Below are 20420 nucleotides of genomic sequence, written 5' to 3' on the forward strand. Positions count from 1 at the left end.
TTTCCTCATTACCGAATAGAAACCGTCGCGATGGCTACATAATTGGATGCCTTAAAACGCAAAAAGCCGCAAGAATGCGGCTTTTAGATCATGGGATAAACTGGCTATTTTGATTCGCGCTTATCGTGCGGTTTACGTTTATTCTTAGGCACGTAATTTAAAATTGAAATTGGTACTGGCTTTCTTGGCGCAAAACCTTCAATTTCCACTCGCTCTAGCAAGTGCCCTAAACGACTTTCAATCATGCAGAGGTTCTTAAAGTCGTCTTTTGAAACCAGTGATATCGCCTCACCTTTCGCGCCAGCACGACCTGTACGACCAATACGATGTACATACTCATCCGCTGGGTAAGGTAAATCGTAGTTGATGACAACTGGCAGATTATCAATATCAATACCGCGCGCAGCAACGCCGGTTGCGACTAAGTACTGGATTTCACCCGCTTTAAACTTTTCTATTAATTCCTGGCGAACACGCTGATTACGGCCACTGTGGAATGCTTCTGCCACAATGCCACGTTTCTCAAGTTGGCTTACCAGTTTGGCTGCGCCGTGTTTAGTTTCAATAAATACCAGTACTTGCGACCAGTCATTTTCTTTAAGCAAGTGACTTAACAGCGACGACTTCATGTCTTTATCGACGGTCGTGATCCACTGTTTAATATTTGATTTTGAGGCACTGTGCTTTGCAATCGTGATCTCTTCAGGATCAATAATCGCATTTTTCGCCAAGTCACGAACAGGGTTAGATAACGTCGCTGAGAACAGCAAACTTTGCACATGTTCTGGCATACAGTCGACGATTTTGTCGATCGCATCGATGAATCCCATATCCAACATTTTGTCGGCTTCATCAAGCACTAGCATTTCCACTTCATCAAAGTGAATCGCGCGTTGACCGTACAGATCAATCAAGCGCCCAGGCGTGCTTACCACAATATCGACCCCCTCGATCAAGGCTTGTTTTTGTGGTGCATAATCCACACCACCAAACATCGCCATTGAGCGTAATGGTAAGTTTTTACCATAAGCTTCAATACTTTGATGAACCTGAAGCGCAAGTTCGCGTGTTGGCGTTAGGATAATCGCACGAGCGCGTTTTTTACGTTGCGTTTCGCCTCGACTAAGCTTTTCTAAGATTGGCAGAACAAAACTGGCCGTTTTACCTGTGCCCGTTTGCGCTGCTGCAATTAAATTGCGGCCACGCAATACGATTGGAATGGCTTTTTGTTGGATAGAAGTGGGTTTTTCATAACCTAGCGCTTTTACTGCATCAGCAATCGATGCGCTTAAACCAAGCTTAGAAAATGGCATAGAAAGGTCTCAACAGAGGAAATGGGCGCGTAGTGTATCAGAATCCCCGTGAAGTAACAGAAGGATTCATGCGCGAAAAACTAGGAACATGACACAATCTTAGCCCATGAAATTGGGCTGCAAACCTTTTTCTAATTTTTTCCTCACTTTGTAGGAAACATCATTAAGCGTGATTTTCCCCGTTTTGTGGCGGTCGATACCTGCATTCTGTCGATAGGCAATTGAGCCTTGTCTGAACAAAACGAAAGACGGCGGTTTACCAATCGCAGCAGGGTAGAGAATGGCCATGTAAGCATCTTCTAAGCTATTAATTTTATTTCGATAGGGCCAATAGTACGCTTTCACATAGTCAAGTTGTTCAAGCGCGCTCATTCTCGCAAGAGTCTTTGTGTTCACTCCTAATGATTCTGCGGTAGAGGGCATAAATTGAATTAACCCTGTAGCCCCGCTTCCGGAACCATTTTTGATGCTTGGACTGAAAGTTTCAGCAGTTTCAAATGCCATGCACGCCATAAGATGATTAGGATTGATCTTTAGCTCTTTACTAATACGGATGACTTTAGATTTGAACTCTGGAGAAACTTTACCTCCCCACGCGACCGCGTTCTCGGGATCTGCAATCGAAGAGACCGTTGATGCGTCATGTTCTTCGACAATTTTAGAAAGTAGAGGAAGCGTTTGGCGTAGTCGATGGCTCGAACTCACCAAGCGAATTGATTTGGTAAGAAACTTGTCTTTTTTTTGATGTAGTTTTTGGAACTTTACTAACTTATACAGTTGCTTATAAACCGTTTTCACAACGAAGCCGGATGTAGGGAACACTCCCAGAATGTAATCCATTTCCTACAAATTTAATATAAATATCAGCAACAGGAATTCTAGATGTGATCAATGTCACCATAAAAATTCTCAAATTCGATACACACCGATGTAAGTGGTCAATGTGTCTCCAACACGCTAGAAGTAAAAGTAAAGAGGCATTAAAAAGGTCTTACCAATTTTTTGGTAAGACCTGGGCTTACTGATTCTCGGATAAGCGAATGTATATTCTTACAGTTCAGCTTCCCGAACCAGTTCTGCAAGCGTCGACAAACGCTGCTCACTTTGTTTTACGTAAGGATTATTCGTATCCCAAGCATATCCAGCCAAAATCGCACTAATCATCTGTTTAATACGTGGGTTCGGGTTTTGATAGAAAATCACATCTTGCAACGTGCCGTTGTACCAGCCTTCCACATAAGTGCGGAATGTGTTCACTCCCACCATTAAGCGTTGCGAGTACTCTTCTTGCCAATCAACCTTTTCACCATTCAGGTGACGAACCACGCAGTCCGCTGCAAACTCTGCCGATTTCATGGCGATAGTGACACCCGATGAAAATACAGGATCAAGAAACTCACCAGCATTACCAAGCAACGCGTAGTGCTCTGTCGCTAAACGTTTGACGTTAGCAGAATAGCCACCCAACTCGCCTGCTGGATTCGGGTAATTCGCGTTTCGCAATAAAGCAGCCAAACCCGGCTCTTCATTGGCTAACTGCTGCAACGCTGCAATCTTATCTTCTGGGTATTGTTCGAAAAATTCTGGCTCACCCACCACACCAAACGAACAGGTACCATTAGAGAATGGGATTAACCAGTACCATACGTCGTGATTTTCAGGATGAACTGAAATTAAAATTTTGTTGCGATCGTATTCCGGCTCTTGGGGAGAGATATGATCTTCGATATGGGTAAAGATCGCTTTTCTAGGCGGAAGACAAGAAGGTTCTTCTAGCTCCAACAAGCGTGGCAAAACACGCCCAAAGCCACTTGCATCCAGCACAAAATCTGCTTCGATTTGATAAGCCTTCTTATTTGAGTCGAGCACTTCTAATCGAGACTTTTTCCCTTCAAACACTAGGTTGAGCAGCTCATGCTGATAACGAATCTCTACGCCTTGCTCTTCAGCGCTATCTGCCAATACTTTATCAAAGTTGGCACGTTGAACCTGAAACGTCGTGCCCGGTCCTGGTGTGTATTTGTTTGTAAAGTCGAACTGGGTGTATACGCCATTACGACGAAATGCAGCACCATCTTTATACTGGAAACCAAACTGCTTTACTGCATGAGTCATTCCTGCTTGTTCAACAACTTCCATACATGCAGGGAGTAGGCTTTCTCCTATGGAAAAACGTGGAAAAGTCGCTTTTTCTAAGACAACAACATCTATGCCACGCGATTTTAATAAGGCAGAAACGGTTGAACCTGATGGCCCCGCTCCTACGACAACAACTTGCTTGAGCTCTGTTTTCATTCTGAATTTAGTTTGCTTGTAGTTTTAATAAGGTATGACCAAGGCCAATATTGTCGGTTCTTTCAACGACAGATAAACCTGCCGCTTCGACAATTTCTAAGAAATCATCACTGCGATAAAAGCGACTATTACCGTTAGCTAAACAGGTAAAATAAAGAGAAGTGGCATTAAGGCTATAGGAAGCTCCCGCGTATTTTTGAGCATCCCAAAACAGCTCCAATACGTAAATAGTATCTCCCTTCGTTAACTGGGCTTTAACTTTTTTAAGGATATTGAGGATCTCAATTGGGGAAAAGCAATCCAAGAACTGGCTCATCCACCAAACGTCAGCATGCTCCGGCAATGTTTGTGCTTTATCAAGCATGTTTGCAGGGTATGGACGTACACGCTCGACGAACTGGTTTTCTGAAACATTCTTCATCGCTACTTCTAATTGCTGCGGTAAATCAACAATCGTCACTTGAACGTCAGGGTCATGTTTACAACACTGAATCGCCCATTTTCCCGTATTTCCGCCAATATCCACAAGATGCTTTGGCTTGCTTGCAAATACCTCTTTAAGCAGAAGTGGGAACGAGCGATCCGAATAGAAATGATCGAACTTAAACCAGCTCTGTTTGGCTTGTTCTGGTAACGTCGATAGACCTTGATAGATGGTCTCCCAATTGCCCAACTCTTTCAAACCTGACGGTTTACCTTCTTGAATTGCTTCCGTCAAATGCATCATCGCGGCGTAACAAACATCTGCCGTAAAATCCATATTTGCATTCGTCATACCATCATGAAGAAGGTAAAAACCAAGGTTTGCAAGCGAATAGTTAGGTCGTTCCCATAAAACAATATGCGCACTAATCGCCATATCCAACAGTACTTTAACACCATATTCTGATACTCCCGTTTTCTCGGCAATATCTGTGGCACTCATGCCTTGTGCGCCAGCGCTGTCTAAAGCGGCTAAAATACCTAAATCTCGAAGCGTTTTGGCGGTCTGGAACACGATTGGTGCAAAAGATAACTTCTGAGCTTCTGTCTTCGCTTCAAAAGCATTAAAAGGGTCATTATTTTGATTTAACACGGAAAAACCTAACTGCAATTAATAGTTTTATTGTTGAGATTGATTGCCCAACAATGCAATAGCTCGCTGAATATCAACATTCAAGTTGTTTACCCAACGATTGTAATTGCGGTGGATTTTGCCATCACTTGCTTTGAGATTTACTGAGTTGAGATAAATAATTGAGTAATATTTATTATTGTATGGGATTTTTACTTCTGCAGAGTGTTTACGAACGTGGATTTTTGCAATAAGAACACCAGGGCTTACTTCTTCGATCGTCCAGCCTCGGTTAGTTGCTGATTGCACTATGGCCATTTTTACTTGTTTATTTTGAAGATCATAAGCAACTGGAGTATCCTCCACATTCATTACAGGTTGTACTCGTCCACAACCAACAAGAAGCAAAGTTAATAATAACGAGACATACAGCTTAAAACGCGACATGATAATTTCCTTTTTATTGTGAATTTGGGTCAACCCCAATTTGTATCGAGCTGTAAAATAAACAATTTAACCCAATATGCCAAACTCGAAGATCAACATTTCGTTCAATATTGATGCGTGGACAGCGAATTCATTCGGTTTATCCGAATCCAATGAATGGAAACAATGGGCAACAGAGATAAAATGGCCAGAAGATGGCAAAATCAATGTTGCAAATATTCCTGCGATGATGCGCAGAAGAATGAGCCCACTCAGTAAACTGGCGGTACAAACTGCAATCGAAATGCTTAATCAACATCAAGTTGATTACCTTGTATTTTCAAGCCGTCATGGTGAACTGCATCGCAGCGTCGCACTAGTTGAAGATATAATTAATGGAGAAGAGGCGTCTCCGATGGCTTTTTCTCAATCGGTGCACAATACCGCCGCAGGGCTTGCCACTATCGCAACTAAACAACCCATTCCCCTAACTTCTATCGCTGCGGCAGAAAACACATTCCAAAGCGCAATATTAGAAGCATGGCTGTTTTTGTCCGACAATCCTGACAAAAAAGTACTGCTTGTTGATTTTGATGAGCCTATGCCTGACTCTTATTTAGAATATGAAAACCAACAATACCAAGGGTTTGGACTTGGCTTAATACTTTCTCATGGAGACAATTTCGCGATACAAAGCTCCATAAACGCAGAACGTTCCGGTCATCCTCTTCCTCAAGGTTTAGTATTTTTGCAACAATACTTGTTAGATAAAAGCCAGTGGACTATTTTCGCTCCGCATCAAGCTTGGGAATGGCACAAAAAATGATTCACTTAAATCAGTATTGGCGTGTGCTAGCAACAGGCTTTTGTTTTTCAGTATTTGGGTTAGGTGGTTTAGTACTGAGCTTCATTGTTATTCCGACCATTCGTATTTTTGTTTCAGACCAAACGGAACGCGAATATAAAGTTCAGGGTGCGATTCGATATTCATTCAACACATTTTGTAAATTGATGAAGTTGAGTGGCGCAATCGATTATCAAATTATTGGTGCCGATATTCTTCAACAAGATCGTAATTGTTTAATTGTTGCCAACCACCCTAGTTTAATCGATTACGTTCTCATTGCTTCACAATTAAATCGCTGCGACTGTTTAGTAAAATCGGCAATATGGTCGAATCCTTTTATGAAGCACATCGTAAAAGCAGCCGGATATATTCCCAATGAAGCACCGGATGATTTATTAGCACTTTGTGATGAACGATTTAACAAAGGCAACGTGTTGCTTATATTTCCTGAAGGAACAAGAACAACACCAGGTGTAGAGCCGAAATTACAACGCGGTGCAGCACAAATTGCGGTAAGAACAGAACGAGATTTAAGAGTTGTCCATATTACGGTAACGCCAAGTTTCCTCACAAAAGAGAAAAAATGGTATCAAGTACCGGCAACAAAGCCCTTTTTCAGGGTTGAAGTTAAGGATAAAGTTGAGATTACCCCCTTTATAAAGCAAACTACGTCGCCGACAATAGCGGCGCGACGCTTACAACAGCACCTAGCTGAAAACATTTTTCCAGAAAACTTTTATTAATAAGCAGGTCCCAGTGGAACAGTTACACAACGACATTAAGCAACTTATTATTGATGCTTTAAACCTTGAAGATTTAACCGTAGATGATATTGAAACGGATGCACCACTTTTTGGTGATGGACTTGGCTTAGATTCTATCGACGCGCTTGAGCTTGGACTCGCAATAAAAAAACAATACAACATCGTTATTGATGCCGACGACTCAAATACGCGCGAACACTTTGCGTCTGTAGCAAATCTAGCGAAATACGTTTCTTCTCAAACTAATGAATAAGTTGTAGGTATATTCATGACTGATGTAAATAAAGATCAAGTATTTGAACAAGTTAAAGATGCGCTTGTTGAGCTGTTCGAAATTGACGCAGCCGACATTCAATCAGATGCGCACTTATACCAAGATCTCGATCTTGATAGCATTGACGCCGTTGATTTGGTCGTACACCTACAGAATGTCACTGGCAAAAAAATCAAGCCAGCAGAGTTTAGTGCAGTAAGAACCGTTGACGATGTGGTTAACGCTGTCACTGAGTTATTGAAGGAAAGTTAATGCGCCAATTGCTGACTGGTCTGTCTGCAATTGTACTGTTTGCCTACCCCTTCGCCGTCTATTTCGGTATAGATAAATTTGGCTTGAACTTAGTTGGGGGCTTGTTAATTGCTGCGTTACTTTTGCGTGTTTTCGTCGCAAATAAGACCCCACTAAAAGAGTTTAAGTTCTTGGCGCTCGTTACGGGCGCTGTTGGCATTGTCCTAATTACGCTTGGCATGGTGTTTAAACAACATGGGTGGCTTCAGTTTTACCCTGTCGTTGTCAATTTATGTATGCTGTGTGTATTTGGACTGAGCTTAAAACAGCCGCAATCGTTCATAGAGAGGCTTGCTCGCTTGCAAGAGCCCGACCTTCCGGCTAGTGGCGTGGCTTACACTCGCAAAGTGACGATGGTTTGGTGCGCCTTTTTTACGCTCAACGCTGCCGTTGCACTCTATACCTGTTTCCTACCAGTAAAAATATGGACGCTTTATAACGGCCTCATCAGCTACTTACTTGCTGGTGGCTTGTTCGCTGGAGAATGGATCGTGCGTCAATTTGTTCGAAAGGAACACTAATCGTATGAATACAACGTATTCGAGCTTTACCTCCCTTGCGACCTTGTTCATCGCGGAGAGGTCTGAGCAATCCCCAGTCTCTTACGATCGCGACACGGTTATCACGTGGGGTGATTTCCAGCAGCACGTCGCAACACTTACTCAGCAGCTAGAAACCCAACCAACGCAAAACATTGCGTTGTGTTTTGGCAACAGCTACCTGTTTGCCGTTGGCTTTTTTGCTTGTTGTTATGCAGGAAAATCCATTGTATTACCTGGTAATTACCAACCAGAAGCACTCAAAGAGCTCAGTGAGTACTACGATTTGTTGCTGCATGATGCCGATGTCTCGGTTCCAGAATTGGTGAGCTCGCTTTTGATCGAAGGTCAATCATTGCTAGAAACCACCATGATTAACGAGCCAGAGGCCAAACAACCTTATTTTTGGCGTGAATTAAACCTGGCAGAAATACCAGTAACGCTATTTACTTCGGGTTCAAGCGGCACACCAAAAGCCATTGCAAAAACGCTGAAACAGCTCGATATCGAAGTTGCTATTCTAGATAACCTGTGGGGCGACACGGTTGCCAGCACACACGTTGAAAGCACCGTTTCTCATCAACACATTTACGGCTTGCTGTTCCGCGTATTGTGGCCTTTGTGCTCCGCACGTCCATTTTCAGCACACAACCTTGAGTTCCCAGAGCAAATTGTCCATCACGCTGATGCTGACACCACGCTAGTAAGCAGCCCTGCGTTACTAAAACGACTCAGTGAAGAGCACAATCCGGTTGCGATTCGGTGCGTATTTTCTTCTGGTGGTCCCTTGCCAAACCAAGCCGCGCAGCACAGCCAGTTGTTGTTTGGGTCACTTCCTATTGAAGTTTTTGGCAGCACAGAAACCGGCGGCATCGCTTACCGTCAGCAGCACGAAGCCAGTACTCCCTGGACGTTATTCCCTGGTATTGAAGCCGAGCTTAACCATGAAAATTGTTTAAAGCTCCGCTCGCCACACATTGATGAAAACACTTGGTACCAAACTGCGGATGAATGCTATTTCCATGATAGTATTTCTTTTGAATTGCGTGGACGCACTGACCGAATCGTCAAAGTCGAAGAAAAGCGTATTTCCCTTGTCGAAGTGGAAAAACGTTTAGAGCAATTGCCGTGGGTTCAAGAAAGCGTGGTGATCCCAATGGAAGAATCTGGTCGCCTCACGTTAGTCTCGATCATCGTACTTAACGATCAAGGCAGCGATGTGCTTAATGAACTTGGTAAAGGCAAATTTTGGCTTGAGCTTCGCAAGGCACTGCGCAATTGGCTAGAACCGATCGCTATCCCGAGAAAATTCCGAGTGGTCGACGAAATTCCATTGAACAGCCAAGGCAAACGCCAAGTTGCTGAAATTGAAAAACTATTCCAATAAAGCTAGTAACATGGAAAAAAGAAAACCAACTATTCAGAATATTGAAGTGAGTGACCATACCGCGGAGCTGTCGCTGCGAGTGGATGCTGACATCTTAGATTTCCAAGGTCATTTCAATCACTTCCCTCTTTTACCCGGCGTCACTCAAATTGATTGGGCGCTGTTCTACGCCGTTCAATATTTGAATACTCCCAAGGTATTTAAAGGAATGGAAGTCATCAAATTTCAAGAGCCGATTCTGCCAAACGCCGACGTTTGCCTCTCACTATCTTGGGACAATGAGCGCGAGAAATTGACCTTTAAGTACACATCGACAAACGGTGAAACCTTGGTGACTCACTCGTCAGGAAAAATGAAACTGGGTGAGTCACGTGAGTGATTATCGCCCCTGCTTTTTAATTCCTTGCTACAACCACGGCAGCACAATTGCAGACGTGGTTGCGTCGTTATCCTCTTTCGCTTTGCCAGTGCTGGCCGTTGACGACGGCAGCAATGAAGACACCAAACAAGCGCTTTCTGCTTTGAGCAAGCAAGGACTGATAAAACTGATTAGTTTGAGAGAAAACCAAGGCAAAGGTGGCGCTGTGATGGCAGGCCTACATCAAGCTCACCAACTTGGTTTTACGCACGCCATTCAAATCGACGCAGACGGTCAACACGACCTAGAAGCATTGCCGAAATTGCTCAGCGCCAGCGAAACAAAACCAGATAACCTGATTTCGGGCCAACCGATATACGACGAGAGCGTACCTAAATCCCGTTTGTATGGTCGCTACGCTACGCACGTGTGGGTGTGGATAGAAACCTTGTCACTATCTATCAAAGACAGCATGTGCGGTTTTCGCGCCTACCCAGTGGCGAAAACGGTCGCCGTGTTGAACAAGTACAGCATCGGCAAACGCATGGATTTTGATATCGAAATTCTAGTGCGAATGTATTGGGAAGGCGTCGACATTGATTTTGTTCCAACGCGCGTGATCTACCCTGAAGGTGGCATTTCCCACTTCGACGCATTGTGGGACAACGTCAAGATAAGCTGGATGCACACTCGCCTATTTTTTGGCATGTTGCCGCGCATTCCTTCGCTACTCGCCAGAAAGCGCCAAAACACAGATGACAGTAATGCCCACTGGTCGAAACGAAAAGAACAAGGCACGATTTTAGGCATCAAAACCTTACTCGCGGTTTACCGCTTGTTCGGCAGAAAAGCGTTTGACCTGATTTTAAAATTAGTCATGCGCTACTACCACTTCACGGGTAAATCTGCCCGTGAAGCGTCTGAGGTTTACCTGCAAAACTTGCAGTACTACGCAACGCAGCAGAGCATCGCACTACCAAAACAGTTGGACAGCTATCATCATCTGCTTTCTTTTGGGCGAACCATGCTCGACAAACTGGCTGCCTGGCAAGGTGACTTTAACGTCGATAACCTAACCATTCACGGCCAGCATCATTTCGAAGAGATGGCGCAGAAAAAACAAGGCGTGCTCATTTTAGGCTCGCACCTTGGCAATATCGAACTCTGCCGCGCGCTTGGTCGTCGACACTCTCATGTCAAAATCAACGCCTTGGTATTTACCCAACACGCTGAACAATTTAATGCGGTAATGAAGGCGGTAAACCCAAACTCGGAACTGAATTTGATTCAAGTCAGCTCAATGGGACCAGACACCGCGATTCTGCTTCAACAAAAAATCGAGCAAGGCGAATGGGTGGTGATCGTTGGCGATCGCACTTCTACCAGCAAAGAAAATCGTGTCGTTTGGGCAGATTTTCTTGGTAAACCAGCGCCATTTCCGCAAGGCCCATTCATGCTGGCCTCGGTATTAAAAGCGCCGGTTTATCTACTCTTCGGCCTACGCGACGATGAAGCAAACACTCCGCATTTTAATGTGTACTTTGAACACTTTAGTGACCAAATCACGCTACCGCGCAAGGAGCGTCAGCAGGCACTAGAACACGTTGTTCAACAGTACGCCCACAGATTAGAACACCACACACTGCAAGCGCCGTTACAGTGGTACAACTTTTTTAACTTCTGGACTTTAAGTAATCAGCCACATGACAAACAACAATAATCACAACATCACTTTTGGTGCCCAATCTTTAACCATCGAAGATGTCGTTGCCATTGCTCAAGGTGCAAAGGCAAACATGAACACCTCGCCAGAATTTACCGCGAAAATTGATCGTGGCGTGGCGTTTCTGGAACGATTACTGAAAGAAGAAGGCGTTATTTACGGCGTGACTACCGGTTACGGCGATTCATGTACTGTGGCGATTCCACCCGCTCTTGTGGATGAACTTCCGTTGCACCTTACACGCTTCCATGGTTGTGGCTTAGGTCAAATCCTTTCTCATGAGCAAGCTCGCGCGGTGCTGGCAACCCGTTTATGTTCATTGTCGCAAGGCGTATCTGGCGTGTCTCACGATCTGTTGAACCAAATCGTTACGCTTATCAACCACGACATTGCGCCGCGTATTCCACAAGAAGGCTCGGTGGGCGCAAGTGGCGATTTAACGCCTCTGTCTTACCTAGCGGCGACCTTAATTGGCGAGCGTGAAGTGCTTTACAAAGGCGATGTGCGACCAACACAAGAAGTGTTTGCAGAGCTGGGCATTGAGCCAATTCGCCTAAAACCAAAAGAAGGTTTGGCGTTAATGAACGGTACATCCGTGATGACTGCCCTCGCCTGTCTTGCCTACAAACGCGCAGAATACCTAGCTCAGCTTTGCACCAAGATTACCGCGATGGTCTCTGTGGGTATGCAAGGTAATGACTTCCACTTTGATGAAGCGTTGTTTGCGGTAAAGCCTCACCCTGGTCAACAGCAAGTTGCGGCTTGGCTGCGTGATGATCTCAATGCTGAGCGTCCGCCACGCAATAGCGACCGACTGCAAGATCGCTACTCGCTGCGTTGTGCGCCACACGTAATTGGCATGGTGCAAGACTCACTGCCTTGGCTACGTCAATTGATTGAGAATGAACTAAATAGTGCCAACGACAATCCAATTATCGATGGCGACAACGAGCGCGTTCTGCACGGCGGTCACTTCTACGGTGGTCATATCGCAATGGCGATGGATACGTTGAAAGTGAACATTGCCAACTTAGCTGATTTGCTGGACCGTCAGATGGCGCAACTGATGGATTACAAGTTCAATAACGGCCTGCCGTTTAACTTAACCGGTGCAGAAGGCGAGCGTAAACCGATCAACCACGGCTTTAAAGCGGTTCAGATTGGTATCTCAGCTTGGACGGCAGAAGCGTTGAAAAACACTATGCCAGCGAGCGTTTTTTCTCGCTCAACCGAATGTCACAACCAAGACAAAGTGAGCATGGGCACCATTGCGGCTCGTGATTGCTTACGCGTACTTGAGTTAACAGAGCAAGTTGCTGCGGCTTCACTCCTAGCAAGCGTTCAAGCGGTTGAGATTCGTCGCCGTCATAACGAATTGGACGAACACCACATGAGTCAGAGTTTGCGAGTAATTCGTGACGCAGTACTGAACGAGTTTGAATTTGTGATTGAAGATCGCCCATTGGAACAAGATTTGCGCCATTTCATTGAACGCATTCAGCAACGTCATTGGCCACTCTACGCGGAGGTATAATGCAAGAGCAGGTTCTCTACCCATTAAAAGCGGAGGTGACTATGGTCACCTCATTCCAAGATGCTGACCCGATGGGCGTGATTTATCACGGCAACTTCTTTCGATATTTTGAAGAAGCGCGTCGTGTGCTGATGGAAAAGATCCAATACAGCTATCGCGATATGCAAGACTCTGGGTACATGTGGCCGATCATCGACACGCGCGTTAAATACGTGAAGGCGATTCCGTTTAATCACACCATTCGCATTACCGCGCAACTCACTGAGTGGGAAAACCGCTTACGTGTGGATTACGTGATTTACGACGCCGAAACGAATCAACGTATGTGCAAAGCGCATACAACGCAAGTCGCCGTATCCATTGAAAAGCAAGAGATGTGCTTTGTTTCTCCAGCAATCTTTTTAGATAAAGTAGAGCAATGGCACAACCATGGGAGTCTGGACTAATGCAAAAGTGGTTACTCTCTTTTTTGCTGATATTTTCTGTTCCAGCACTGGCCACACCGACAGTAAATGTAACGGATTTGGCATCGCTTCAACAGCAGTTGTCTCAGCATGAAATCGTACGCGGAGATTTTACGCAGCAGCGTCATCTGGAAATGTTTAGTCAACCTTTAACCTCTAAAGGTCAGTTCACACTGAGCAAAACACATGGCTTGTTGTGGCAACAAACAGAACCTTTCGCAGTCAATTTGGTATTGACGGAAAACAAACTTCGTCAGACTTTTGCCGACCAAGCACCGAAAACGATCTCTGCACAAGAAAACCCAATGGCGTTCTACTTTAGTCATGTGTTTTTATCCGTGTTCCACGGGGATACTTCTGCACTGCAAGAACAATTCACACTCGATTTTTCAGTTGAGAACAATCAATGGCAGCTCGTTTTAGTGCCAAAACAGTCGCCATTAAATGCGGTGTTTCAATCCATCACTCTTTCCGGTAAAACGCACATTGATCGCCTAACCCTACAAGAGCTGCGTGGCGATAAGACCGAAATCACGTTTACAAACCAGACCTCTCTACCTCAGGAACTCACGGATGCCGAAGACGCTCAATTCCGTTTCTAAACTCAGTCTCGGCACTCATACCTTTGCTCTGGTTTGGCTCAATCTCGTTGTTTTAGCGGGCGCGTTGCTACTCAAACAATGGGTTTGGAGTGCAGAATCTCCGATTGAGACCAACATTTTAAAACTGCTGCCGAAGAACCAACAAAACCCGGTGGCTGAGCAAGCCTTTGAGTCGGTCTCGGCAAGTATGAGCGACAAAGTCATTTTCGTGATCACAGCGCCGGACAAAAATGCCCTTTTTGCAGCGGCCGCTGAATTTGATAAGGGGTTACGCCAAAGTAATCATTTTCGCGATGTGGTAGGAAAAATCTCACCTCAAGAACAGCAAGCTTGGGCGAGTTACTACTTTAAGCACCGCTTCCAATTGCTGACGCCTGAACAACGAGAGCGTTTAAGCCAAAATCCAGAACAGCAAGTGCAGCATGTGATTCAGTCTCTGTACAACCCGTTTTCTGGGGTGACTGGGCAAGAGTTACAAAATGATCCTTTCTTGCTATTTCGTGATTATTTAAGCCAAGTTACCCAGCAATCGTCCTCTTTCCGATTGGATAACGGCTATCTGTCCGTCGAAAAAGACGATGCTCAATACTTGCTTATTACTGCCGAACTAAAAGACTCGCCTTATAGCCTAACTGGGCAGCTTGCCGTCCCTGATATTCAAGCGCTAGAACAAAGCGTCGCGCAGAAATATGGCGCTGAAGTCTCACATACAGGCGTTCTATTTTACGCCGACTTTGGTACGCAAAGTGCAAAATCGGAGATCAGTACCATCGGTGTGTTCTCTCTGCTCGGTATCATTGCATTGTTCGTGTTGGTCTTTCGTAGTGTGATGCCACTGTCTCTCGCACTGCTTTCCATCACCATTGGTTTGCTCGTTGCGTTGTCCGTTACGACGTGGATTTTTGGAAAAGTCCATCTGTTCAGCTTAGTGTTTGGCGCAAGTTTAATCGGCGTGTCTATCGACTACGCATTCCACTACCTAACCGAACGCCTTGCGGCGGGAAATGAATGGGATAGCGAGCAAGGGTTAAAGCATATTTTCATAGCGATCACACTTGGCTTAATCACCAGTTTGATCGGCTATTTGGGCATGTTAGTGGCACCCTTTCCTGGTTTGCAGCAGCTTGCGCTGTTTTCATCCATTGGTCTGATTGCCGCTTACATCACCGTGGTGGCTTGGTATCCGATACTGGCTCGTAACCCATCGCGCTCCATTTCGACTTTACCGGGACAATCACTGTTGGCGAAATGGTTAACGCTTTGGAATCAACCTCGAATTAAAGTCGGATTACCGATGTTATGTGTGGTTGCGAGTGGCTTTTTCTTGCTGCAATTGAACTACGATGACGACATTCGTCTGCTGCAAACGATGCCGAACGATCTCAAGCAGCAAGAAACCTTGATTACGACGCTCAGTGGCATGCAATCTTCGCAGCAAATGTTGGTCGTTACCGCCGACGATGACGAAAACCTAATGAAAAAGCTGGAGTCTTTGACACCAACTTTAGAAGCGTGGAAAGCGGACAGCACCATCGAAAGCTACCAGAGCCTGAGCCGCTACTTGAGCTCAGTGGAACGTCAGCAACAAGACTATCAATTGATTCGCGATCTTTACGCGACACAATCCAGCCCACTGACTTCCGGGCTGGGCTTAAGTAAAAAGCCCAAAATGGACGCCGACTTTATCCCTGTTACGGTTGAACAGTACTTGCAAAACCCGGTATCAGCGCCTGTACGTTTTCTTCATTTGGGTAAGATCAAAGGAAAATCGGCAACGGTAGTGGTGTTAAACCAATTGCAAGACTCCGTTGTTGTTAAGGCATTTGCCAAATCACAGTCTGATGTTGTCTACCTAAACAAAGCTGAAGAAATATCCACCCTATTTGGTGAATACCGAATCAAAATCATGGAGCTATTGGCAGCCGCCAGTGCTGTGATCTTTCTGGTATTAATCAAGCGGTACGGTCTGCAACACAGTTGCCGAGTTTTACTGCCATCATTGATTGCTTGCGCCTGCGGTCTGGCAACTGCTGTCGCGATGGGAACAACATTAAACCTGTTCAACTTGCTTGGCTTGGTGCTCATTCTTGGTATAGGGATCGATTACACTCTGTTCTTTGCCGAGAAAGCCCGCAGTGTGAGCACACTATTGGCGATCACCCTTTCGGCAATGACCACTGTGTTGTCATTTGGATTGCTGTCACTCAGCCAAACTCACGCGATTCACAGTTTTGGCATTACGGTGTTAAGTGGTATTTTTGTCGCTTGGCTGCTCTCTCCGATTGCAATTAAAACAGAGGAAACGACGTCATGATTTTCAATCACGCCTTTCGCTGCGCGACGTTATTCGCACTGAGCCTGTTTTTAAGTGCATGCAGCTTGGTCCCTCACCAATCGACGCCTCAGGTCGACATTGCCGAGCACACCCAAGTTAGCTTGCCCACTCCCGCAAGCTTGGGCTATCAGTTGTCTGCCAGTCAGTTAATTACGGCTTCTTGGGCAATAGATGGTAAAACCACATCTGAGCAACTTCCGGTACAACTGCAAGTGACCAACAACGAAGTGGTGCTGGCAGGCTTCTCATCCTGGGGGACAAGAGTACTCTCACTGTCTTACGATGGAGAACAAATTCAAACCGAAGTGCTCAACGGTTTACAAGGTTCGCTACCGCAGCCAGAACAGGTATTATTTAACCTGATGATCACGCTCTGGCCGAGTTCCGCTTGGGAAGGATCGTTAAATGAGGTAAGGTGGCGAATTATTGATAAAAATAATTCTCGCGCCATCTTTGATAGCGACGGTGAAAAGATCATTGAGATTCAATACAGCTCTTCTAACAAGTTAGAGGGTAAGATTGATTTTCATCACCTCAAACATCAGTTTTCAATTTCTATTCAAACACTGCAACATCAGATTAATTAAGAAAAATTTAGAATAACAATATGCCTATTCGCTCTTCTCAACCTTTGTATATTCAGGCCTGTGGCTTTCACTCTGCCATGGGGCAAGATGACGCGCTCATCCACCAGTGTTTATCGGGAGCGAAGCCATCCAACATGGTGGTTGACCGAGATATTTTAAATTCAGGCCGCCAAACAGTAATCGGTCGAATCGCACAGACGTTACCGCAATTACCACCCGCACTCAGCCAGTTTGATACGAGAAACAACCGCCTCGCACTTTCGGCTTTGCAGCAAATCGAAGGCGACGTGCGTGACGCCATTGCTAAATATGGCCGTGACCGTATCGCAGTCGTGATCGGCACCAGCACATCTGGCATTTCAGACGGCGAAATCGCATTTGGTGAAAAGCTGGCAAAGGGTAATTTTCCTGCCGACTACCATTACACCAAACAAGAGCTTGGCAACTGCAGCGATTTTATTGCCGCCTACTTTGATTTGAGCGGCCCACATTACTCAGTTTCAACCGCCTGTTCTTCTAGTGGTCGTGTCTTTTTAACCGCGCAACGCCTGATTCGCTCTGGCATTGTTGATGCGGTTATTGTGGGTGGTGTAGATACCATTTGTCGGCTAACACTAAACGGCTTTAACGGTCTAGAAGCTCTATCCGATAGCCTTTGTAAGCCGTTTGATCAACATCGCAACGGCATCAATATCGGCGAAGCCGCAGCATTAATGTTGCTAAGCAAAACACCTGCGCCCGTTGCTCTTCTCGGAGCTGGCGACAGCTCAGACGCACACCATATTTCCGCACCACATCCAGAAGGGTTAGGCGCAGAAGAAGCGATGAAAAAAGCGTTGGCCAATGCAGGACTTACAGCGCAAGACATTGGTTACATCAACGCGCATGGCACAGCAACGCCGTTAAACGATGCGATGGAAAGCAAAGCCATTCATCGCTGCTTTGGAGACTCCGTTCCCGTAAGCTCGACAAAGCCACTTACCGGACACACATTAGGCGCAGCAAGTGCAACGGAAGCCGCGATCACTTGGCATATTCTCAAGTACAACCTTGATTTGCCAATACAACACTGCGAAACCAAAGCAGACGATATCCATATATCGTTAGTTGAGACGCCAACCAGACTGGGTAACAAAGCGATTCTCAGCAACTCTTTTGCTTTTGGTGGCAATAATATTAGTCTTATTTTTGGTTACGCTCATGACTAAACTTCCTCCCATCGAACAACTTTTGCCACACGACAAACCAATGATCTTGGTCGATCGTGCTTTGGATGTTCAACAAGATACGATTCACTGCCAGGTTGATATCGCAGAACACAACCCGTTCTTCGACTCGGCCTCTCAAACTGTGCCAGCTTACGTTGGCATTGAGTTTATGGCGCAATCTGTCGCGGCGTGGTCTGGTTACCACGCATTAATGAAAGAACAAGCGCCACCGATTGGCTTTTTGCTTGGTAGCCGTCGATACACGTCTGAATGCGATACGTTTTCTCGCGGACAGGTGCTCGATGTGTATGCTGAAAAAGTTATGGAAGATAACGGTATGGCGGTTTTTTCAGCCCGTATTGAGCTACAAGGAACTGTTGTAGCGACTTGCCAATTGAACGTTTACGTTCCATCAGAAGAAAAATTACAAGAAATGAAAATCAGGAGTCAACAATGACCCGACAAGTCCTCGTTACAGGTGCCAGCAAAGGCATCGGTAAAGCCATTGCCGTTCAATTAGCCAAAGATGGTTTCCAAGTCATTGTCCATTACATGGGCGATCAACAAGGCGCGCAAGACACCCTAAACACCATCGAACAGCATGGTGGTAGCGGTCGTCTTATCCAATTCGACATCAGTGACCGTGCAGATTGTCGTGAGAAGCTAGAAGCCGATATCGCCGAACACGGCGCTTACTATGGCGTCGTGAACAACGCTGGTATCACAAAAGATACCGCTTTCCCTGCGATGACCGAAGAAGAATGGGATGGTGTGATTCATACCAACTTAGATAGCTTCTACAACGTTCTTCACCCTTGTGTTATGCCAATGGTGCAAAAGCGCAAAGGCGGCCGAATTGTTACGCTTGCATCAGTCTCTGGCCTAATGGGGAATCGTGGTCAAACTAACTACAGCGCAGCGAAAGCGGGCGTAATTGGTGCAACAAAATCACTCGCGCTTGAACTGGCAAAACGCAAAATCACCGTCAACTGCGTTGCTCCAGGGCTTATCGACACAGGCATGGTAGACGAACACGTGAAAGAACATGCGATGCCGCAAATTCCTTTGCGCCGCATGGGAGAGCCAGAAGAAGTTGCTGGTTTAGTCAGTTACCTTATGTCTGACATCGCAGGCTATGTAACTCGCCAAGTCATTTCGGTAAACGGAGGCCTAATATGAGCCGTCGAGTTGTTGTAACCGGAATGTCAGGCGTGACTGCGTTTGGTAACGATTGGCAATCTGTCGAACCAAAACTGCGTGACTGCCAGAACGCGACGCAATACATGCCTTCTTACGAACAGTATGATGGTTTGAACACCAAGCTCGCGGCACCAATTTTAGATTTTGAACTGCCAAAGCACTACAAGCGCAAGCAAGTACGCGGCATGGGGCGTGTTTCCAAATTGGCGACCGTCGCAACAGAAAACGCACTAAGCCAAGCAGGTTTGATTGGTAACGACGTACTCACCAATGGTCAAACGGGTATCGCATACGGCTCATCAACAGGCAGTACTGACGCAATCGGCGCATTTGGTGTCATGCTGAATGAGAAAACCACTAAAGCGATCACCGCAACGACTTACGTGCAAATGATGCCGCATACCACGGCAGTGAACGTTGGTCTATTTTTCGGTTTGAAAGGCCGAGTGATCCCAACCAGCAGTGCATGTACCTCTGGCAGCCAAGCAATCGGCTACGCCTACGAAGCGATCAAGCACGGCTACCAAACGGTCATGGTTGCTGGTGGCGCTGAAGAATTGTGCCCAACGGAATCCGCGGTCTTCGATACCCTTTTTGCCACCAGTCTGAAGAATGAAGACCCGAAAAGCACACCAAGACCTTATGACTCCGATCGCGATGGTTTGGTGATTGGTGAAGGTGCGGGAACGCTAGTTCTGGAAGAGTACGAACACGCCGTCGCTCGTGGCGCGAAAATCTATGCAGAAATCATCGGTTTTGCCAGCAACTGTGATGCCGCACACGTCACTCAACCACAGATGGAAACCATGCAAATCTGTATGGAAATGGCTTTGCAAAACGCGGGCATTCCTTCTGAGAAGATCGACTATGTATCTGCTCACGGCACTGCCACCGACCGCGGCGATATTGCGGAAAGCAACGCAACAGCGAATGCTCTGGGCAAAGTGCCAATCAGTTCACTCAAGAGCTACTTTGGCCACACACTAGGCGCCTGTGGCGCGATTGAAGCGTGGCTAGGTTTAGAAATGATGCACACAGGTTGGTTTAACCCAACGCTCAACCTAGAAAACCTCGACGAGCAATGTGGCGATTTAGACTACATCGCCGGACAAGGCCGAGAGCTGGACGTGAAATATTTGATGAGTAACAACTTCGCCTTTGGCGGCATCAACACCTCCATCATCTTTAAAAAGATGTAATGCCCTTAATAAATGCAAAA

At 45.8% G+C, this 20420-nt stretch carries 22 protein-coding genes; 17 read left to right on the forward strand and 5 right to left on the reverse strand.

What is annotated here, in order from left to right; genetic code table 11:
* Nucleotides 1-104: 104 nt before the first annotated feature.
* From R7P69_RS15685 to R7P69_RS15705, 5 genes are all read right to left on the reverse strand, one after another.
* Nucleotides 105-1313 carry a DEAD/DEAH box helicase gene (locus tag R7P69_RS15685; protein ID WP_005382264.1) on the reverse strand — a complete coding sequence of 403 codons (1209 nt, stop codon included), beginning with the start codon at nucleotides 1311-1313 and terminating at the stop codon, nucleotides 105-107.
* A gap of 99 nt (nucleotides 1314-1412) precedes the next feature.
* Complete coding sequence (locus R7P69_RS15690; protein WP_080960101.1) at nucleotides 1413-2153, reverse strand: transglycosylase SLT domain-containing protein; 741 nt, start codon at nucleotides 2151-2153, stop codon at nucleotides 1413-1415.
* 210 nt (nucleotides 2154-2363) lie between these two features.
* Nucleotides 2364-3608, reverse strand: coding sequence for an NAD(P)/FAD-dependent oxidoreductase (locus R7P69_RS15695; RefSeq protein WP_017634790.1), 1245 nt, complete (start codon nucleotides 3606-3608; stop codon nucleotides 2364-2366).
* A 7-nt stretch (nucleotides 3609-3615) separates the two neighbouring features.
* Nucleotides 3616-4683 carry a class I SAM-dependent methyltransferase gene (locus tag R7P69_RS15700; protein WP_053307501.1) on the reverse strand — a complete coding sequence of 356 codons (1068 nt, stop codon included), beginning with the start codon at nucleotides 4681-4683 and terminating at the stop codon, nucleotides 3616-3618.
* A 27-nt stretch (nucleotides 4684-4710) separates the two neighbouring features.
* On the reverse strand, nucleotides 4711-5109 hold the full coding sequence (locus tag R7P69_RS15705; RefSeq protein WP_005382272.1) for a hypothetical protein: 399 nt from the start codon (nucleotides 5107-5109) through the stop codon (nucleotides 4711-4713).
* 76 nt (nucleotides 5110-5185) lie between these two features.
* On the opposite strand from R7P69_RS15705, the gene R7P69_RS15710 reads away from it, so the two are divergent.
* From R7P69_RS15710 to R7P69_RS15790, 17 genes are read left to right on the forward strand one after another with little or no spacing between them, the layout of a single operon-like run.
* On the forward strand, nucleotides 5186-5914 hold the full coding sequence (locus R7P69_RS15710) for a beta-ketoacyl synthase chain length factor (RefSeq protein ID WP_054865733.1): 729 nt from the start codon (nucleotides 5186-5188) through the stop codon (nucleotides 5912-5914).
* Complete coding sequence (locus R7P69_RS15715; protein ID WP_064353718.1) at nucleotides 5911-6678, forward strand: lysophospholipid acyltransferase family protein; 768 nt, start codon at nucleotides 5911-5913, stop codon at nucleotides 6676-6678. Before R7P69_RS15710 ends, R7P69_RS15715 begins: the two co-directional genes overlap by 4 nt.
* 13 nt (nucleotides 6679-6691) lie before the next feature.
* Nucleotides 6692-6952, forward strand: a complete 261-nt coding sequence (locus R7P69_RS15720; RefSeq protein WP_005382278.1) for a phosphopantetheine-binding protein — start codon at nucleotides 6692-6694, stop codon at nucleotides 6950-6952.
* Nucleotides 6953-6967: 15 nt separating this feature from the next.
* Nucleotides 6968-7225, forward strand: a complete 258-nt coding sequence (locus R7P69_RS15725; protein ID WP_005382279.1) for an acyl carrier protein — start codon at nucleotides 6968-6970, stop codon at nucleotides 7223-7225.
* Nucleotides 7225-7785, forward strand: a complete 561-nt coding sequence (locus R7P69_RS15730; RefSeq protein ID WP_104978906.1) for a hypothetical protein — start codon at nucleotides 7225-7227, stop codon at nucleotides 7783-7785. Before R7P69_RS15725 ends, R7P69_RS15730 begins: the two co-directional genes overlap by 1 nt.
* Nucleotides 7786-7789: 4 nt before the next feature.
* Nucleotides 7790-9190 carry an AMP-binding protein gene (locus R7P69_RS15735; RefSeq protein WP_158173735.1) on the forward strand — a complete coding sequence of 467 codons (1401 nt, stop codon included), beginning with the start codon at nucleotides 7790-7792 and terminating at the stop codon, nucleotides 9188-9190.
* A gap of 10 nt (nucleotides 9191-9200) precedes the next feature.
* Nucleotides 9201-9569 carry a 3-hydroxyacyl-ACP dehydratase gene (locus tag R7P69_RS15740; protein ID WP_017634794.1) on the forward strand — a complete coding sequence of 123 codons (369 nt, stop codon included), beginning with the start codon at nucleotides 9201-9203 and terminating at the stop codon, nucleotides 9567-9569.
* Entirely contained in the window at nucleotides 9562-11268 is a 1707-nt protein-coding gene (locus R7P69_RS15745) for a glycosyltransferase family 2 protein (protein ID WP_005382283.1), read from the forward strand. Before R7P69_RS15740 ends, R7P69_RS15745 begins: the two co-directional genes overlap by 8 nt.
* Nucleotides 11252-12805, forward strand: coding sequence for an HAL/PAL/TAL family ammonia-lyase (gene hutH / locus R7P69_RS15750; RefSeq protein ID WP_053815764.1), 1554 nt, complete (start codon nucleotides 11252-11254; stop codon nucleotides 12803-12805). The genes R7P69_RS15745 and hutH overlap by 17 nt, the downstream gene beginning before the upstream one ends.
* A complete protein-coding gene (locus R7P69_RS15755) occupies nucleotides 12805-13251 on the forward strand; it encodes an acyl-CoA thioesterase (RefSeq protein ID WP_054575208.1) in 447 nt (148 codons plus the stop codon). Before hutH ends, R7P69_RS15755 begins: the two co-directional genes overlap by 1 nt.
* A complete protein-coding gene (locus R7P69_RS15760; RefSeq protein ID WP_054575209.1) occupies nucleotides 13251-13871 on the forward strand; it encodes a LolA family protein in 621 nt (206 codons plus the stop codon). Before R7P69_RS15755 ends, R7P69_RS15760 begins: the two co-directional genes overlap by 1 nt.
* The gene (locus R7P69_RS15765) at nucleotides 13843-16185 is read left to right on the forward strand and encodes an MMPL family transporter (protein WP_238952243.1); all 2343 of its coding nucleotides are present in this window, start codon (nucleotides 13843-13845) and stop codon (nucleotides 16183-16185) included. Before R7P69_RS15760 ends, R7P69_RS15765 begins: the two co-directional genes overlap by 29 nt.
* Nucleotides 16182-16793, forward strand: coding sequence for a DUF3261 domain-containing protein (locus tag R7P69_RS15770; RefSeq protein WP_054575211.1), 612 nt, complete (start codon nucleotides 16182-16184; stop codon nucleotides 16791-16793). Before R7P69_RS15765 ends, R7P69_RS15770 begins: the two co-directional genes overlap by 4 nt.
* A gap of 20 nt (nucleotides 16794-16813) precedes the next feature.
* On the forward strand, nucleotides 16814-18001 hold the full coding sequence (locus R7P69_RS15775) for a beta-ketoacyl-[acyl-carrier-protein] synthase family protein (protein ID WP_258488172.1): 1188 nt from the start codon (nucleotides 16814-16816) through the stop codon (nucleotides 17999-18001).
* Entirely contained in the window at nucleotides 17994-18458 is a 465-nt protein-coding gene (locus tag R7P69_RS15780; RefSeq protein ID WP_017634799.1) for a hotdog family protein, read from the forward strand. Before R7P69_RS15775 ends, R7P69_RS15780 begins: the two co-directional genes overlap by 8 nt.
* The gene (gene fabG, locus R7P69_RS15785; RefSeq protein WP_005382294.1) at nucleotides 18455-19180 is read left to right on the forward strand and encodes a 3-oxoacyl-ACP reductase FabG; all 726 of its coding nucleotides are present in this window, start codon (nucleotides 18455-18457) and stop codon (nucleotides 19178-19180) included. The genes R7P69_RS15780 and fabG overlap by 4 nt, the downstream gene beginning before the upstream one ends.
* Nucleotides 19177-20400, forward strand: coding sequence for a beta-ketoacyl-ACP synthase (locus R7P69_RS15790; protein WP_053307508.1), 1224 nt, complete (start codon nucleotides 19177-19179; stop codon nucleotides 20398-20400). Before fabG ends, R7P69_RS15790 begins: the two co-directional genes overlap by 4 nt.
* The last annotated feature ends 20 nt before the right edge of the window (nucleotides 20401-20420 follow it).

Source organism: Vibrio sp. 661 (assembly GCF_033339315.1).
Lineage (GTDB): Bacteria > Pseudomonadota > Gammaproteobacteria > Enterobacterales > Vibrionaceae > Vibrio > Vibrio alginolyticus.